The sequence below is a fragment of the Paenibacillus nasutitermitis genome (assembly GCF_014641075.1).
In the GTDB taxonomy this organism is placed as follows: Bacteria; Bacillota; Bacilli; order Paenibacillales; family Paenibacillaceae; genus Paenibacillus_Z; species Paenibacillus_Z nasutitermitis.
This window is the reverse complement of sequence record NZ_BMHP01000005.1, coordinates 250,211-268,828: the sequence shown is the minus strand read 5'-3', so window position 1 is coordinate 268,828 and position 18,618 is coordinate 250,211. Positions and strand designations below refer to the sequence as shown.

The following is an 18,618-nucleotide window of genomic DNA, read 5'->3' as shown; positions in this document are numbered from 1 at the left end:
CTAATTCAGTGCAAATCATCAACTTGGCAATGAAATGAATATCGACTGAAACGTCAGCCGGCCCCTACAATTTGGCTATAGGAACAGGAAGGTGAGATGGAGAGATGGATCGAATCGCGGCTCGTGCTGGAGAGGGGCGACGCCTCCCAAAGTTGGAATCAAAAAGACGAAGTTATTTCATGCAGCTTGTATCAGATATCAAGAGAGAACAACTGCTGTATCTGATGTTACTGCCCGGTGTCTTGTTCTTTATCTTATTTAAGTACTTGCCTATGTTAGGCGTTGTAATCGCTTTCCAGGATTATCAACCATTTGCGGGCATTTTGCATAGTCATTGGGTAGGCTTTAAGCATTTTCACCGTTTCTTCATGGATCCGACATTTTGGCAGCTGTTTAAAAATACTTTGTTGCTCGCGGTGTACAACCTGCTCTTTTTCTTTCCTCTGCCGATCATTCTTTCGCTTATGCTTAATGAAGTGCGGAAACAAGTTTTCAAACGTTTCGTTCAGACCGTCATTTATATTCCTCATTTCATATCTTGGGTCGTAGTGGCGGGCTTGACCTATACGATGTTGACGACAGAAGGCGGCATAGTCAACGAGGCGCTCGCGTCGCTGGGGTCAGACAAGATTAATTTCCTGCTCAGTACGGAATGGTTCCGCACGATCATTACGTCGCAGGCGATCTGGAAGGAAACGGGGTGGGGAACAATCATCTTCCTAGCCGCGCTTGCAGGCGTTGATCAGCAACTGTACGAGGCGGCTCGTATGGATGGAGCGGGTCGCTGGCACCAGCTTTGGCACGTCACTTTTCCCGCCATCCGGACGACGATCATTCTTTTGCTTATTTTGCGACTCGGTAGCTTTTTGGATACGGGCTTCGAGCAAATTTTCCTCATGTTGAATTCGGGTAATCGCGTTGTTGGCGATGTTTTCGATACGTATGTCTACACCACGGGGCTTAAAAACGCTCAGTTCAGCTACAGTACCGCGGTTGGAGTGTTTAAATCGGTGGTCAGTCTGATCCTCGTCATCTCTGCGAATGCGTTGGCCAAAAAAGTCGGAGAGGAAGGGGTATATTAGCATGAAGGAGCGTTCAATCGGAAGCAAAGTGTTCGACGCCACGAACCATACATTGCTTATAATCGTCGGACTTGTAACCATCCTGCCTTTTATATACGTCATATCAGGATCGCTGGTCAGTTCGGAAGAGCTGCTTACCAAAAAGATCGTGCTATTTCCGACGCGAATATCCTGGGATGCATATCAATACATTTTTGCCTCTCCCATCATATACCGAAGTTTGTTGAATTCCATCTTCATTACTGTCGTTGGTACCGTTATAAATCTGGTGCTGACGACATTGATGGCGTATCCGCTTTCCAAAAAAACACTTCGAGGACGCAGCAAACTGTTGATGCTGATCGTTTTCACGATGCTGTTTAACGGCGGCATGATCCCAACCTATCTTGTCGTAAAGAGCATGGGATTGTTGGATACGTACTGGTCGTTATGGCTTCCTTCCGCGATTAGCGCGTTCAATTTGATCTTGCTCCGCAATTTTTTTCAGCAACTTCCAGAGAGCTTGGAGGAATCGGCAAAAATAGACGGCTGCAACGATCTTCGGATTCTATATAAAATCGTTGTTCCATTGTCGCTTCCGGCGATGGCAACCTTTGCTCTTTTTTACGCCGTTTATTATTGGAACTCGTATTTTACAGCCGTCTTGTACATTAACAAGTCCAGCCTGTGGCCCATTCAAGTGTGGCTCCAGCAGATTGTGCTTCTCTCCGCCGGCGGATTTTCCGACGCCAACGCTTTATCGGAAGTCGTCGTACCTCCGGACAGTATCAAATATGCGGTTATTGTAGTTGCTGCCGTGCCCGTTCTGTTGCTATATCCGTTTCTCCAGAAGCATTTTACTAAAGGCGTTTTACTTGGTTCGGTAAAAGGATAGATCTGTCCATGATATGATACAGGCAGGCTGTCATTTTATAAATTTCAGTTTATGGAGGGTTCTCGATGGAGAAGAGAAAGAAGCTTTACAATTGGAGAAAGGCGGGGGCGGCAGGAATTGCAACGGCCATTGCCATCGCATCATTAACCGCTTGCGGAGGAAATTCGGATAAAAACGAACAGGCAAGCAACAGCAGTCTACCGGAGCAAAATGTAAAATTCAGCATCATGGTTCCTTTTTTTGCCGCTCAACCTCCGGCGACAGACAGCTCCAATCCTGCGTTCAAAGCACTGGAAGACCTGACCGGCGCCCAACTGGATGTTGCTTTCGTTCCGGGCTCGGCATACGATGACAAGGTGAATGTGACGCTAGCCTCCGGTAATTTGCCGCAAGCCCTCGTTGTGACCAACACCAAAAACTCCGCCGTTATTAACGCGATTCGTTCCGGCGCCTTTTGGGAAGTCGGGCCTTACGTTAAAGATTACCCGAATCTGCAAAAGTACTGGAAAGACCCGATCGCCAATAACGTTTCCGTAGACGGTAAAATCTACGGCATTTACCGTGAACGCCCGGTAGCGCGTAAAGGTTTCCTATTCCGTCAGGATTGGCTGGACAATCTTGGTCTGCAACAGCCCAAGACAGTCGATGATATTTATAATATCGCAAAAGCCTTTACTTTGAATGACCCTGACAAGAACGGCAAAGACGATACGTTCGGCTTGGCTTTATCTTCCGACGGCTTGGTTAATGATACAATGATTGACCTCGTTACGGCGCTTGGAGGTTTTAACAAGTTTGGGATTAAGGACGGGAAAGTGACGCCATATTTCATGACCCCGGAATACACGGAAGCACTCAAACTGCTTAAGAAAATGTACGATGAGAAGCTGGTCAACAAGGACTTTGGTGCAATTAAAGGAACCAAGGTGCGCGACTTCATCAACCAAGGCAAGGCGGGAATGGTCAATGGAAGCATCGATGACGCTAATTCGCAATTTACTTCCCTGTACAAGCTGATCCCTGAAGCCAAAATTGACTTCGTGGCTGGACTTGAAGGACCGAATGGCGTTAAACTGCCTGCTAACTCAGGCTACTACGGCCAGTTTATGTTCCCAAAATCGAGTGTGAAGACGGAAGCGGATCTGAAAAACATCTTGTCCTATTTTGACAAGGTATTGAACCTGGATGTAGAGAAATTGTTCGATTTCGGTGTAGAAGGCGTGCATCATAAGGTTGAAAACGGAAATCCTGTCATTTCGAATCAAGAATTGTATAGCAACCAAGTGGCCGATCTGGGTCAGCTTCGTATTGCGCCATCGGATTTGACATGGCCGACAGAAAACGATGTAATGAAAAAAGTAAAGCAAATGTATAAAGATCAAGCCCCGAATGCAGTGACGGATGTAACCGAACCATTCCTATCGCCGACTCAGGCAGAGAGAGGAACCGATCTGGACACCATCATTTACGATGCCAGCATTAAATTCATTATGGGTACCATCGATGAGGCCGAGTTTACCAAAGCGACAGATGAGTGGCGTAAGCAAGGCGGCGATAAAATGATTGATGAGTTCACGCAGGAGTACAATAAAGTTCAGAGCAAATAACAGTTCATTCAACCGCATTCCTTCTTAGGCGCCTTCCCGCCGGAATTTTCCGGACGGAAGGCGCTTTAAACCGTTATTCTTCGCGCAGTTTGCGAAGAAGTTGCGTACGGCCATGTATGGACCGTGCATTAGACAAAGTTCGCGGAGGCTTAATCCATGAAAAAATATGCGTCGACATTTCTGTCAAAGCTTATCTGGTTCAGTTTGCTGCTCGGAACGTTCCCGGTTATCGTATTGGGCGCGTATTCGTATTACACAGCTTCCCACACGCTGCAGGCAAAAGTGTACGAAAGCAACCTGCAACTCCTGCAGCAAACGGAATCGCAAATCGAGCAACTGCTGCGATTGGTCGACTATTCGGCCATTCAATATATGAACCAGCCACTTGTCATCAGCACTTTGCGGGAAAACCTGCAAAGCGACGCAAGCGGCGTGGACAAGGTACGCGACCTTCTGAATGCCATGAGTAAACTGCAGAGCAGTCAACTTGTAGCCATGAGCACCCAGTTGGTCAGTCTGACAGGCAACTGGTCGGTCAGCGAGACCGGATTGTCGGCTCTCTCCGCAAACGACGTGAAGGATTACGGCAAATGGGTGGAGGATCCGAGAACGTCGTTCTGGTCCTCCGCTCCTTCCGGGATGCAGTTAGTCAAAAAAATTCCGACCTTTTCCGCACATCCGACCGGACTGCTTGTTATGACCATTCCGCTTTATGAGATCAATAAGCTAATCGGAAGCGAGACGAAGCTTGGCCATGTTCTGATCATGGACGAGTCGAAGTACGTTTTCGCCGGCAACGATGATACCTCTCTAGGCAAACGGTATGACGAGCTGCCATTCCGAGGCCAACTGGCAAACGGCTCAGAAGAACAAGGTTTTTATAGCGCGCATTTGGACAACGAAAGGGTCGGCGTCAGTTACCGCTTGTCGTCTTACAACTCCTGGGTATATTTGTCCGTCGTATCGATCGATGAATTGAACAAAGAAACGCAGGATATTGGTTGGGTTACTTTGTTAATATGTGTAGGCATTTTACTGATTGCCCTGTTTATTTCCTATCTGGGTTCCAAAAAAATGTATAGACCCATTCGTCGCTTATATGACGTGATGCGGGACGCATCCGGAGTCGTCGGGGGGGCAGAGACCGCAAATGAATTCGAATTTATGAACGACCGTTTTCATGGTCTTCTGCAGAGGGAGGGTCGCCTTTTACAAGAAATGAAAGGTCAATCTCTTCAGATGAAGGAATACTTTGTTTTCAAGCTGTTTCAGAGCGATATGTCTCGTGCCGAAATTTCAGACAAGCTGGCGATGTTCGTTCATCCGCTTGACTGGAGTGACATGTGCGTGATGGCGATTCAGATCGATACACTTAAAGGTACGCGATTCGAGGAGCAGGACCGGGATTTGCTCATGTTTGCCTTGAATAACATCGTCTCTGAACTGGTCGCCGCTGAATGCCGGCTGCTTCCTGTCGTGATGGGCGATTCGCAAGTGACATTGCTGGGCCGAGCCGTATCGGGCGAGCAGCCGTTTAAAACATATTTGGACTTGCTGGCGCAAGACATTATGAGCATGATCAACCGCTATTTGGAACTCAAGATTAGTATCGGCTTCAGCCGCGTTTTCACCGATTTAAAGAGTATTCGCGAAGCTTACATGGAAGCTTTGACCGCGTTGAAATATCGAATGAAGCTCGGCGAGGAATCGATTCTGTTTATTGAGGAAGTGCAACCGGAGCATAGTGTTCCGCAGCATTACCCTGATGCGCTCGAGCAGCAGTTTCTTGACGCACTCAAACTGGCGGACCGGGACCAAACGGCACAGCTGTTGTCGCAACTGATAACCGCCATTGCCGCTGACGAAAGGACATATGAGGCCTATTTTATGTCTTTTGTTCGTCTGCTCCTTCAAATCCTGCAAACGATCAAAGACACCGGAGTGAATCCCGACACATTGTACACGTCCGAATCGGATTTGTTTAATCAACTGTTTAGCTTAAACACTGCAGGACAAGTGGAACTGTTTTTCGAAAAAACGGTCATTTTGCCACTGGTACAGCATCTGGAACAGCGGCGCGATAAGCAGTATCAAAGTATATCGAGCGAGATCATCCGTATGATTGAAACCGAATTTGACACCGATCTGACGTTGGAAGTATGCGCACGGCGCATGAACTACAGTCCCAACTATTTGACCAAAGTGTTCCGCAAGGAAACCGGCATTAATTTCAGCGATTACTTGTCGGAACAAAGGATGAGAATGGCGAAAAAGTGGTTGATTGAAACGGACATGAAAATAGGTGAAATCGCGAAGAAACTGAAATACAATACACCGGCGAACTTCATTCGGTATTTCCGCAAGCTGGAAGGCTGTACGCCCGGGCAATATAGGGAGAATTATTTAAACAAGTAAGTCGAAATCGCACAAGTACAACGGAAAAATTACGGGGAGAGAGATTGTATGGAACTGAATCGATTGTGGAGACTTCAGCATGCGAATGTAGGAGAGATGTTCGGCTAGTCCCTCTAAATCTGGAAAGATGGTTAGCGGATTCACACCAGATAGCTCTAAGAAATCTTCCTGTTTATATTTAAAGTCAATTGTATACATTCTTAATATACCTGTTAACCTTCAACAGACTCTAATTTCTTCCTAAATAATGAAGATTTCAACTCATATTTAACATCACAGTGACCACGAAACCAAACGTACTTATTAATCTTTTTGATTGTTAAAATCTCTTGATAAATTTCTTTCCAGGTCATCTCAAATTAGCTCCTTTGATATATATTGCAATAATTTCAGCTAACGTCTTATTTGCGAAATTCGCAAACAGTCCATATCAGGGCCGCGCATCTCTTTAAGATCTCGGAGCTGGATTACTCGTTCGCCATCTCATCGATCCATCTTCCTTCCGTCATTTACTCTCAGATCGATTTTATTCCGGCGTTCCAGGAGAGCGCATCTCGTTCGTTCTGAGTGCGATTATATGATTGGGGAGATAGGCCGGTGCGAGATACAGCTAACCGTAATCATTTGTTTCTGGCTTTGGATTGGATTGATGATGAAGTGGTTGAACGGTTATTATCGGTTGATGCAGTAAACTCCACGAACGATGCATTTTTTTATATGCCGCACAGAGTCCCATAGTCATATCGGGTACGGCGAATGCGACATTACAACCGATTCAACGGGACGCCTGCTAGGACATGTGCACGGTGACAGTGTGGAGATTATCGCGGTTTTCGATTTGAGAACCCTGCGGAAGTGGTTCTGCAAGTGCGAGCGTCGGAGGAGCACAAGGAGGAGACGCTGGTCATCTACAATTCGGAAGAAAATGAGTTGAGCATTAATCGGGACAAATCCGGCGGCGGCGTAACCGGCATTAGCAGATGCGTATTGAAACCGGCGGCCGATGGCACGGTGAAGCTGCACCTTTTCGTCGATCGTTCCTCGATTGAAGTGTTTGGCAACGATGGTCGCGTCGCAGCTTCCAACCGGATCTATCCGCATCTGGACAACACGGGGCTGGATCTGTACGCACGGAGCGGAACCGCGAAACTGCTTCGGCTCGACGTGTGGAAGTTGGAGAGCGGCGGGCTGTAGTCTGGGGGCCGAAGTCCCTCGATAGTTGTGGTTGATTCCGTTTAATAGGAGCTCGATGATTTTCCAGCTGAAGATAGCTTCCCAGCAAGCTCGAAATTCCCTTCATTGTTCATGTGTTTGGCGAAAGTTCGGGCCAGTTCAAAAAATGTGGACGAGCGAGCAGTTGGCAGGCTCGCTCGGTTTGTCCGAGCGAGCTGCCGGCGTTGCCAAGGTCGCGGACGTCGTCTCCCGCTTCGAGAACGACGATGCAGCCGCACCCTTCCAGGCGAAAATCGTTACTACCTTCATCCTCCTGTTCATCCCTTAGTTGAAGTTCCGAATGAAGGATATCGCCTTCAACGACAACAAGGTTTGGATGGCTTAGAGGGAGGCTGCTGCGAGATCGGACAAATCCAGTTACGATGTGCCCATTTTGTATTGCTAGGTCAACAATATGTCGGCCAGTTCTGCCGCTTGCACCAAATACGACAAGTTTCATACCATGTCTCTCCATTATCCATTCATGCCATTGGCTCTAAACCAGTCCACCGTATCCCGCATAGTATCTTCAAGCGGTCTTAAGGTAATCTGCAGATCACGGATTGCCTTTGCTCCGCTTGTTTGCTTCATTTCTGTCATGACACGAAGCTCCTCTAGTGACAGATCCGTTTCTTTATTTTGCAAAGCTGCTATTCGTTCCTTTATCCATGTAGACAGGTAGACCATGGGGATCGGGAATTTTTTGGATGGCCCTTGAATTCCGGAAACTTTCTGAAGAACGATGAACAATTCTTCTAAGTTCGTATAGTGACCAGATATTATATACCGTTCGTTGCCTATAGAGGATTCGGCTGCTTTAATCATCGCAAGCGCGACATCCCGGGCGTCCACGACATCTATGCCGGATGGGAAGGACCCTGGTAACTTCCTGGCGAGAAAATTCAATACCAACTGGCCGCTGCCGGTTGGTGCTGAGTCGCCGGGTCCGAACATCCATGCGGGTAAAATAGTAACGACTGGTGTTCGATGCTCCTGTGAGAATTTATCAATTTCCTGGTCACCGATGACTTTGCTTTTCCCATATAAATTAAGTGCTTCATCCGGATTCATCCGGTCGCTTTCATCGCTAGGCATTCCGTCCTCACGTTTACGAACCGTCGCGTTCGTACTGGTATGGACAATTTTCTCTACGCCGTATTTCTCTGCATATTCAAATAACCGAACAGTCTGGGTCACGTTTATTTTCTTTAAAGGGGTCCAGTGATCTCCTCTGCGGAACGTTTCGCGAAAATAGGCGGCCGTATGAAAGAGAACATCGCAATCCTTCAGATAATGCGCCCATGGTTCAATGTCAATCATATCCCCCGTAATAACTTCAACATTCAATCCGCCAAGTAACGTTTCAGCTTTTTTTGCCGATCGAGAAAGTGTCTTGACCTGATGACCATTATCCACTAGAAGCTGAACTAAATTACTGCCCAGTAATCCTGTACCTCCAGTTACAAAAACACGCATCTTACCTCTCCCCTTATTGTAAGTTATTGGTATGTCCCAAATATACAATAAAAAACGAACAAAGTAAACTATAAATACTAAATTAGTTTACTTTGTTCGTTTTGTTAAATAAAGTTTACTTAAATGGAAATGTGAGCTACGATAGAATGGTTAATAGGGGAGGCTGGAAAGATGGAGAAGGCTCAAATTAAATACAAATACTTCGAGAAAATAAAGCCTGTTTTTAGAAAGAACCGATTCAGCCAGCTCAATATGGATGATATTGCAAGGCATATGGATATTAGTAAGGCGACAATGTATAAATACTTCTCTTCGAAAGACGAAATATTCAAATTGTTTGTTGATAGTTGTGCAGACTACTTTAAATCCGGTGAAAAAATGATGTCCGACGCTCCTTTAGTACTGAGAAATAACAGCACTTTCGTTCCTGTGCGCTTTGTATCGGAGCAGCTTAATACTTCTGTTGAATATTTAGGCAGCAAAAAATGGTCATCCTCTTCGAGAATAAGACGGCATAAGAGAATTCAATTTTTAGGACGCATCCAAGGAACTTGGGTTGCGTCCTTTCTTAATAGCTTGCCATTTCAAGATAGCAGCTTTTTTTTATCGACTGGAAATTCGGCGCGGTTTCACCAATAGCTGCCAATCCTGCCGGACGCCACAAAAAGTCAAAATCGTACAGTTTTTTTTCATCTTTGTAAATGTCGGTATAGCTATTTTTCTTTTATAGTTATCAGCAGAACAATCTAAGGAGGATGATAGGGAATGAGCCTCGCAATCAGGAAATGGAAAACGCTTACACTCATAGCGCTGGTACTCGGATTAGCGATGACCGCGGTTCCGGTACCTGTATTCGCAGCGACCTACACGCATAATTTTGACGACAACAGCATGGGTGGTTGGACCAATACAACCACAGGCATAGCTCCGGGAACGGTATCCGTAAGCGGAGGGAAGATGAATATCGCTGCGCCGGTAAACAAAGACATCCATGTGGTCGATATGAATTCTTACAATGTGAATGATGGCACGTATTCCTTTAGTCTCCTTCCGGGAAACGGCAACGCAGGAGGAATTTTCAGATATACGTCTGAAAGCAGCTACATGTGGGTCGGCTACGAATATTCGGATAGCACGGGCCATTGGCGAATCCGAGATGCATCGGGTTCTCAGCCGGACGTGTTCTTCACGACGCCGCCGTTAAACGGCAGTACCTGGTATGATGTCAAAATCCAGTTTATTGGCAAACAAATCACGGTATGGTTGAACAACAATCAGGTGTATTCCGGCACGTTGACGAGCTTGACGACAACCGGGGCGGGCAAAATCGGTTTTGTCGTCTGGTCGGAGGGCAACGCCAGCTTCAAAAACGTGGTCGAGCAAGATACGAACTCGCTTCAATACACGCAGAGCTTTGCGAACAACAGCATGGGAGGTTGGACCAACACAACCGTAGGCATAGCTCCGGGGACCGTGTCCGTAAGCGGAGGGAAGATGAATATCGCCGCGCCGGTAAACAAAGACATCCATATGGTCGATATGAATTCTTACAACGTGAATGATGGCACGTATTCCTTTAGTCTCCTTCCGGGAATCGGCAACGCCGGAGGAATTTTCAGATATACGTCTGAAAGCAGCTACATGTGGGTCGGCTACGAATATTCGGATAGCGCGGGCCATTGGCGAATCCGCGATGCATCGGGCTCTCAGCCGGACGTGTTCTTCACGACGCCGCCGTTAAACGGCAGTACTTGGTATGATGTCAAAATCCAGTTTATTGGGAAACAAATCACGGTATGGTTGAACAACAATCAGGTGTATTCCGGCACGTTGACGAGCTTGACGACAACCGGGGCGGGCAAAATCGGTTTTGTCGTCTGGTCGGAGGGCAACGCCAGCTTCAAAAACGTGGTCGAGCAGGATATTCCGGTACCTGCGAGAACGCAAAACATCACGAATGGGACGATTACCGTTAGTTTGGACAAAGATTTTCCGCAGCCGATGTCGTACAAATTGAATGCAAGCGGGGCCATGCTGTACGGGGCTGACGGTTTTTCATCCCCGCGCATCAATATCAACGGCACGGATTACGTCGCAGCCGTAACCGATTTTTCCTCTACGCCAGACTCTGCTGATTATGTCGTGAACATCCCGGGTTTTCAGGTGAACCTCGCTTATCGCTTTACGTTGGAAGGCAATGCATTGGTAAGGAGTATCACGGGGATTACCGGCGCAGGAGAGCCCAATGTGCAAACTATTAGAATTACGTCTCCGATCATGAAGGTAACAGCAGCCCAGACCGGGGCTAGTGCGGCCTATTATTCCGGTGGAATTGCCGGCGAAGGGGGCGGAACCGACAAAATCGGCGCTCTAGGCGCGCTCGCCGTTGCCAACGAATCGAGTCCGTGGAGTTTTGTTTATACTTCCGAAGCCGCTGGGGCTGCGTATAACAACCTGGTAATTACGCCGTTCAGAATGCAAATCGCGGGTTCGGGACCTTCCAAATACGCAGCCATTTACGATAACGAATACAACTACCGATTCCACTCGATCAAGCCGGGCGTGTGGTTTCAAAGCAAGACCTATATCTCCGGGGACCGCAACGGGGATGGAGCCAAGGATTGGCAGGACGGGGCACTGTGGGTCAGAGGAGAACTGCCGCCGATGCCGGCAGCTTTGGAGGACCATTACCAGAACGGCGGGAACTGGAGCCAGACACACTTGGCCTTCCCTTTCGATGATCAGCCGATCCCGGAAAAGACGATGAGGATGACGAGCTATCCCATTCTGGTCGCACAGCAGCGCAAATTGTTCTACGAGACGGACGGGTTGTCCCGGCAAAGCTACGAGACGGTAGGCTGGCAATATAGAGGACATGACTGGAACTGGCCCGACTGGGCGTCTCAACCGCTCAACCCGGCTTTGGGCGGACGTTCCGAGATGGATTGGGCGCGTCGGGAAATGATAAAGTACAACGCGGATCTATCTTTCCATGTCAATGCGGACGATATATCGGAATTAAGCAATTCCTATCAGACGATCCCTGACATTGCAGCTAAAGATTCCGTAGGCAATCGTAAACTTTCCAATAATTATTTCGGGTGGAACAATTGGTATATCAGCCACTTCAAGGATTTGGTGAAAGGGACGGCTTTGTCGCGTATTGACCAATTCGTCAATGCGTACTGGTCTCCGACGATCGTCTATCAGGATGTGATGCTGCCTCACACTAGCGAGGATGTCGGGTATACCACGAACGACGAGTGGTACGCCATGAAAAAGGAAGTCGATCAATGGGCTTTGCATGGAACGTATGCCACAACCGAGTTTTATGCTCCGGAAAAACGCAGAAACGGCGGGTTTTCTTTTAAAAAGTATAAGACAACGAGCCGCATCGATCATTTCATCAATGCAGGTGTGACGATTCTGCAAAGCAATTTCCTCGAAGACGAAGCGATTAACGGAGATCCAGGCGAAGATTACGATATGTTGTTCGGTTATATGGTATCCAGTCGGGGGAGATACGGCAACTTAAGCGGGAAGGCCAATCTGATGGCCGATTCTCTCGTTAAGGATCATTATTTATTGAATATCATCCAAGCGACCCTGCGTAAATATAGCGCTCAGCAGTATGTGGAAGACGCGACGAAGTACCAAGTCCGCTGGGGCAACGATTTGGTTGCCAGATTGGATAAAGCAACCGGTCTATTTACTTTGAAGCAAGGAAACGTTCTCATCGCTACTGGCGGAGAACGATTTATCCCATCGCCGGATAACGAGAACAAAATCTATGTGTACAGCGAGACCGGCAATCCACGAACGTGGACGATGCCATCCGGTTGGACCGGCTTTACCGCCGTAGATCGATATGAATTAACGGAGGTCGGTAAATCGTTCGTCGACCGCATTCCTGTCGTTAACGGTACCGTTACAATTGCAGCCCTTGCCGATACGCCTTATGTACTGGAGCCGAGCGGCAGTGAAACGCTTGAGGCCGGACCCGTAAATCATGCCTTATTCCAGACGGTTGAAGCCTCTTCCGCAATAAGTACCGGTCTGCCACAGAATGCGGTAGACGGAAATGCCGTTACGGGTTGGACGGCGGCGGTTAACGATGCTTCGCCTTGGTTGGAGGTGAGCTTTGCCAGAGAAACGACTGTAAACAGAGCCGTTATTTCCGAAGCCGGCAATCACGTTACAGGGTATTCGATCCAATATTGGGATGAGGAAAATCAAGTCTGGCGATCAGCCTATACAGGGGCGACGATTGGCAGTCAAGCTACGAACCGGTTTCCCGACATCCGAACGACGAAAATAAGGTTATCGATCATTTCCATGCTCGCTCAACCTACCATTAAAGAGTTCGGTTTGTTTGCGGATCAGAACCTGGCCATGTCGGCGAAGGCTTCCGCATCCACCAATAGCTACAATCCAATCGGATATACGACCTACTTGATCGGCACGGCGGCGAACAATTTCACTTACCGATACGATGTTCAAGCTTCGCGGGCGATGGACGGAACAGAGGATTCGTTCTGGAGTGCGAAAAACGAGACGAGCGGCGCATGGCTTCAAGCTGAGTTCGATGGCGGAACCAAAGTGAATCGAATCGTGCTTTCGGAATCAGGAAACAGCATCACATCTTTCCGTATCCAGAAATGGGACGATCAGTCCTCATCTTGGCTCAATGTTTATCAGGGCACGACGATAGGCGCCGGCAAAGAAATCGATATACCGGAGTTTACGACGAAAAAAGCGAGATTGCTTGTCGATGCGGCTTCGGCGACCCCGGGCATCAAGGAGTTTAAAATATATCGTACCGGGGGTGTACGGGTGCCGTAATCCCGGATCAACCTCACTTAAATAATAGAGAACCTAGTTCTATAGGTTCTCTATTATTCTGTTATAATATTGGCTAGCACGCATTGCTGTGACAGGGGGAAGCCCTATGGATTTATTGCATCGTATTGTTCGGATTTCACGTAAATCCCGCATACAAGTCCGGCTTATCGTTACCTTTTTGCTTCTATCCATTCTGCCGTTAGGTCTGACCGGAGTCCTGTCTTATACGAAATTCAATGAAGCGATCAGCGCGAAAACGAGTACGTTCGTTTCGGACATCCTACGGCTGTTGACGAGCAATATTCGTACGGAAGTGACGAAATACGAGAACTTGGCTGATCAAATCATGTTAAACGTGAATATTCAGGATGCGCTGCAGAATTACGATCAGTTGAACGACATGAAGATCAGGGAATTGCATTGGTATATGGAGAACACCGTGCTTCAGGATAAGTTTTGGCTTTTTGCAACGATTAAGACTCTGCAGATTCAGACGGGCGACGACCAAGTCCTATACGATTACGGTTACGGCGAGCTTAAAAACGGGGAGATCCCCCGGTTATTGGACGTTGCAAAAAGGAATATAAAAGCCGATACATGGACAGTCGCAATGACAGCCAACGGTGAAAATACCCTCATGCTGATCAGAAGAATACCGGCGATTAACGGAACGGGGGGGCCGCTCGGCTATCTGTTCGTCGGAATCGATGAAAATCTGTTCTCCCAAATTATTTTTGGCAGCGTCGATATGGGAGAGGGCAGCGACCAGGTGATCGTGAACGGATCCGGGACCCTGCTCTCCAGTAAGAATCATCTGTTTCCAACTGGAGATGGGATATCGCCCGAAGACCCCCTCCTCAAATGGATTGAGCCGCCGAAGGTGACGGGGACGGTGTCTACAGAAACGGGACTATATTTTGCCGTCTATTCGCACAATGAAGAGCTGGACTGGAAAATTATCGGCTTAGTGCCTTACGATTATCTCAACACGGAATCTAAAGACATTCAGAAGGAAATTCTTTGGATCGTGCTGCTGTGCATCCTATTTGCTTTTTTGTTTACAATGTTCATCTCCGCAAGCGTTTCCATGCCTTTAAAGAAACTGATCTCGGGAATGAATCAGGTGATGAACGGTAAATTGCATGCCAAGATTAGTGACGACGGGCAAGACGAAATCGGATATCTATCGGATAAATTTAATAACATGACCCAAGAGCTATCCATGCAAATCGATAAAGTGAATGTGGAACAAGCCAAGAAACGAGAGGTCGAGCTGCAAATGCTGCAAGCGCAGATCAATCCCCATTTCTTATTCAATACGCTGAACTCATTGAAGTGGACAGCGCTGTTAAGTCAGGCCGATAGCGTTAGCAACGGCTTGGGGGCTTTGGCCGAACTGCTCAGGAGCACGATTATTCAAAAAGACGAGAGGATATCTCTTAGGAATGAGCTTGGAAACCTTAGCAATTACTTGATTATTCAGCAAGTCAGATATGGGACTTCATTAAAGATGGAATATGTCGTACCGGAAGATCTATTGCATTCTCAAGTCCTTAAATTTATGCTCCAGCCCTTAGTCGAGAACGCTATTATTCATGGATTCGAAGGCCTAGATCGAGAACCGCGAATCGTTATTGCCGCCGAACGGTACGGCAATACTCTGAAAATTATTTTGCAGGATAACGGCAAAGGAATTCCGGAAGACAAACTGAATCGGCTATTGGAGTCCGACGGTAATCCTAATAAAGACAGGCTGGCCAATATTGGGGTCGGCAACGTGCGTGAAAGAATCAAGCTGCATTTCGGTGAGTCTTACGGACTGGAAATAACTTCCGAGATCAATCAAGGGACAACGATCTTCATTACGATTCCCTTCATTATGCCGATAGGAGAGGACAACCATGATACGGGTGTTGGTCGTTGACGACGAAAAAATTGTACGGATTACGCTTCAAACGATTATGAAATGGGAACAACACGGATTCGAACTCGTCGGCACCGCAGGAGACGGATTGCAGGCGCTCGAACAGGTCGCCAAGAGCAATCCCGACATTATCATTACGGATTTGAAGATGCCGAATCTGGACGGGTTGGAGTTGATTCAGAAACTACACGAACGAAGCTACACGGGGAAATTTATCGTACTCAGCAATTATGACGATTACGAATACGTTCGCGAAGCGATGAAGCTGGGCGCCGCGGATTATTTGCTGAAAATCACGCTAAAGCCAGAAGAGCTGCTGACGTTGTTGATCAAGATTTCTGAGCAATTGTCGGAGGAACGGAAGCTTAAAGAAACAAACATTTCCATGCAAATCAGGCTGAATGAAACGTATGCTCAACAAAAGAATGCATTTTGGAAAGAGTTGCTGGAGAATCGGGATCCGAACGATTCGTCTGCGGGGGCTGAGGCGACAAAGTACGGGCTGGATTTGCATGCGCTGCGCGGAAGATTGATTTACTTGAAAATTGATCACTATGAAGACGCATCGAGCAACGGAAAAATTAAAAACAAGAAACTGCTCGATTTCTCCGTTGCCAATATCATTAAAGAAACGGTATCCAATAAGTGCCGAAGCGATTGCGTGGAAATCGGGAACGGGACCTATGCGGTCATGATTTACGAACAAGGCATCGGGTTTAGCGAAGAGGCGTGGCAGATGCTCTTCCGCGATCTGGTGCACGTATTGAATTTGTATTTGAATTTAAGCATCAGCTCGACTTTGAGCGAACGTTTCGAGGGAATGCGTTCGCTTCAAGAACAATATGACCATTGCCTTCGTGCATCCCGAGCAAGATTCTATAGCGGCGCCGGCTCGATGCTGATCGCATCGCAAGTGGATTTGTCCCAATGGCCTATCACGACGGGACTGTGGTCGGAATCTATCACGAGCGCGGTAGAAGAGGGGGATTCCGAGCGATTATCAGAATTCATGGCCGACTTGGCGGGACAGCTCAATGGAATGAAGATCGAGCCGCTCAAGATCAAGCAATTCTTCTTGACGCTGCTCGCCGATCTGGAATATCGGATTACGAAATGGAGAGCGGTCACCGGAACTAACGACAGATCGGTCCTGGAACCCATTATTGTCATACTGTCTGATTCGATAAAAAGGTCGATCACACAAGCGGAGACCGCCGAACAATTCATAGCCATTACCGAACAAGCTTTGCAGGAAATCTTGAACGGTTTTCAAGTGATCAAAAGCCGCTCATACCGAAAAGAAGTGCATCACGTCATCGGCATCCTGCATGAGAAAATCGAAGGCAAGATTAAGCTCGATCAACTCGCCAAAGAAGTTAACATGAACGTCAACTATTTGTGCCGCATCTTTAAACGGGATACCGGTAAAAGCATCGTTCAATATATGAACGAGCTCAAAATTGTCCAATCCATGGAGCTGCTGAAATTGCCGGACTGCCGGGTCAAAGAGGTTGCTGCCGCCGTCGGAATCGACGACCCGTTCTATTTCAATCGTTTATTCCGAAGAACGGTCGGAGTCAGTCCGTCCGAATACCGCAAGAAGTTTTCCGCTATTCCATAAGAGAAGGGGGTATGCAGATGAGGCGACTGGGAAAGGTACGAGTTATACCCTTATGTATGTACGTCATACTCGCGTTGCTTGTCCTTGCGGCTTGTGTCAGAACGCAAGATCAGCCTGATCAGGCTGACACTCGGCAGACGAAGAAAGATTTCGCCAAAAAGGAATTGAACGTCGCCGTATTCGAAGGTGGGCAAAGCAAGGACTATTGGACTGCGGTCATCCAGAAATTCGAGCACGATTACCCGGACATTAAGGTCAATCTGATTTCGAGTCCTAAAATCATGGAAATGTTGAAGCCCCAAATCGTTACCGGAAATCCTCCCGACTTCATTTACGTCCCCCAGAGCGAGAGTACCCAAACGATTAAGGCCATGATGGAAGACAAGCTCCTTCTCGATTTGACGGAAGTATTCGAAGGCCAGGCGCTTGATGAGGATACACCGTTGAAAAGCAAACTGATCGATGGCATATTGGAATATGCGAAGCCGATAGGCGACGGTAAAATTTATTACGCCCCGTTCCACACCTCATCGCTAGGTTTGATATACAACAAAAACTTATTCGAGGAAAAAGGCTGGAAAGTACCTGAGACGTGGGACGAATTTATGGAGCTCGGCGAAATTGCCCGGGAGGACGGACGTTACCTGTTCACTTACCAAGGCGTTTATGCAGGTTATAACGAATCCGTATTTTGGCCCGCGGTAGCGTCTCAAGGCGGAATGGAGGCCATCAGGAAAGCTGAACATTACGAACCCGGAGCGTTTAAGACCGAAGCCGTACGAAGAACGATGGAGCTTTACGAAGAGATTGCCCGAAAAGGGTATTTGATGCCCGGCACGGTGGCGCTTAATCACATCCAAGCCCAAGCCGATTTCCTCCAAGGAAAAGCGTTATTCATTCCATGCGGCACCTGGATCGAAAATGAAATGAAGGATTCGCCCAGGGAAAACGGATTCGAATTCGGTTTCCTATCCCCCCCGGTATTTAAGAAAGGGGATAAACCGTATGTAACGATTTTCTTCGATAGTATGTACATTCCGGCTAAAGCCAAAAATATCGAACTGGCCAAAGAGTTTCTAAAGTATCAGTATAAAGAGGACGTCGCGAGGCTGAATGCGGAGAAAACCCAAAATATCGTGGCATTGAAAAACGGCGCTGAGATAGCTAAACCCTATATTTCTTCCGTTTTCTATGATTCAATAAAAATTATGGAACGCGGAGTAACCCCTATTATTTACCAATGGAAAGCGACGCCTCGCACGACAATCAACATTAACGACGACTTGTGGGATACGATCGGCCATATCATGGAGGGGACGGCAACCGTCGAACAATGGCAGGATAAACTGGAGACGACATCTGCCGCACTTCGCGAGTTATCCCCCTGACGCGGCCGAATTAGAGCTATACCTATCGGAAATGAGCGCACATGATGTAAAATCTGTGGCGCTCTTTTTGCGTGCGAAGAAATCGGATAATTTCATGCAGATTTTGTACAATCCCGTCAATGTTAGGGCGGGTACCCTCTTTGTATACTGATCTAGTACGCAAGATTATGAACCCGG

General features: G+C 47.4%; 12 protein-coding genes. 10 read left to right on the top strand and 2 right to left on the bottom strand.

Going from position 1 to position 18,618, the window contains the following annotated elements; translation table 11 throughout:
- The first annotated feature begins 179 nt into the window (after nucleotides 1–179).
- From IEY46_RS28615 to IEY46_RS28595, 5 genes are all read left to right on the top strand, one after another.
- Nucleotides 180–1,082 (top strand): ABC transporter permease, encoded by a 903-nt coding sequence (locus IEY46_RS28615; protein WP_308422851.1) that lies wholly within the window; start codon nucleotides 180–182, stop codon nucleotides 1,080–1,082.
- A 1-nt stretch (nucleotide 1,083) separates the two neighbouring features.
- Complete coding sequence (locus tag IEY46_RS28610) at nucleotides 1,084–1,956, top strand: carbohydrate ABC transporter permease (RefSeq protein WP_188997575.1); 873 nt, start codon at nucleotides 1,084–1,086, stop codon at nucleotides 1,954–1,956.
- Nucleotides 1,957–2,021: 65 nt separating this feature from the next.
- Nucleotides 2,022–3,563 (top strand): extracellular solute-binding protein, encoded by a 1,542-nt coding sequence (locus IEY46_RS28605; RefSeq protein WP_188997574.1) that lies wholly within the window; start codon nucleotides 2,022–2,024, stop codon nucleotides 3,561–3,563.
- 156 nt (nucleotides 3,564–3,719) lie between these two features.
- Entirely contained in the window at nucleotides 3,720–5,978 is a 2,259-nt protein-coding gene (locus IEY46_RS28600) for a helix-turn-helix domain-containing protein (RefSeq protein ID WP_188997572.1), read from the top strand.
- Between the two features lie 855 nt (nucleotides 5,979–6,833).
- Entirely contained in the window at nucleotides 6,834–7,172 is a 339-nt protein-coding gene (locus tag IEY46_RS28595; RefSeq protein ID WP_268239548.1) for a glycoside hydrolase family 32 C-terminal domain-containing protein, read from the top strand.
- A 109-nt stretch (nucleotides 7,173–7,281) separates the two neighbouring features.
- Here IEY46_RS28595 and IEY46_RS28590 read toward each other — a convergent pair whose 3' ends face one another.
- Nucleotides 7,282–7,650: an NAD(P)H-binding protein gene (locus IEY46_RS28590; RefSeq protein ID WP_188997569.1), complete on the bottom strand. Its 369-nt coding sequence runs from the start codon at nucleotides 7,648–7,650 to the stop codon at nucleotides 7,282–7,284.
- Nucleotides 7,651–7,664: 14 nt separating this feature from the next.
- A complete protein-coding gene (locus tag IEY46_RS28585; protein WP_188997567.1) occupies nucleotides 7,665–8,666 on the bottom strand; it encodes an NAD-dependent epimerase/dehydratase family protein in 1,002 nt (333 codons plus the stop codon).
- A 171-nt stretch (nucleotides 8,667–8,837) separates the two neighbouring features.
- On the opposite strand from IEY46_RS28585, the gene IEY46_RS28580 reads away from it, so the two are divergent.
- The 5 genes from IEY46_RS28580 to IEY46_RS28560 all read left to right on the top strand — a co-directional run bounded on the left by IEY46_RS28580 (nucleotide 8,838) and on the right by IEY46_RS28560 (nucleotide 18,441).
- Nucleotides 8,838–9,305 (top strand): TetR family transcriptional regulator, encoded by a 468-nt coding sequence (locus IEY46_RS28580; RefSeq protein WP_188997565.1) that lies wholly within the window; start codon nucleotides 8,838–8,840, stop codon nucleotides 9,303–9,305.
- 126 nt (nucleotides 9,306–9,431) lie between these two features.
- Nucleotides 9,432–13,508 carry a discoidin domain-containing protein gene (locus IEY46_RS28575; protein ID WP_188997563.1) on the top strand — a complete coding sequence of 1,359 codons (4,077 nt, stop codon included), beginning with the start codon at nucleotides 9,432–9,434 and terminating at the stop codon, nucleotides 13,506–13,508.
- A 106-nt stretch (nucleotides 13,509–13,614) separates the two neighbouring features.
- Entirely contained in the window at nucleotides 13,615–15,432 is a 1,818-nt protein-coding gene (locus IEY46_RS28570; protein ID WP_188997562.1) for a cache domain-containing sensor histidine kinase, read from the top strand.
- Nucleotides 15,410–17,053, top strand: a complete 1,644-nt coding sequence (locus tag IEY46_RS28565; RefSeq protein WP_188997560.1) for a response regulator transcription factor — start codon at nucleotides 15,410–15,412, stop codon at nucleotides 17,051–17,053. The genes IEY46_RS28570 and IEY46_RS28565 overlap by 23 nt, the downstream gene beginning before the upstream one ends.
- Nucleotides 17,054–17,070: 17 nt before the next feature.
- Entirely contained in the window at nucleotides 17,071–18,441 is a 1,371-nt protein-coding gene (locus tag IEY46_RS28560) for a carbohydrate ABC transporter substrate-binding protein (RefSeq protein ID WP_229750606.1), read from the top strand.
- The last annotated feature ends 177 nt before the right edge of the window (nucleotides 18,442–18,618 follow it).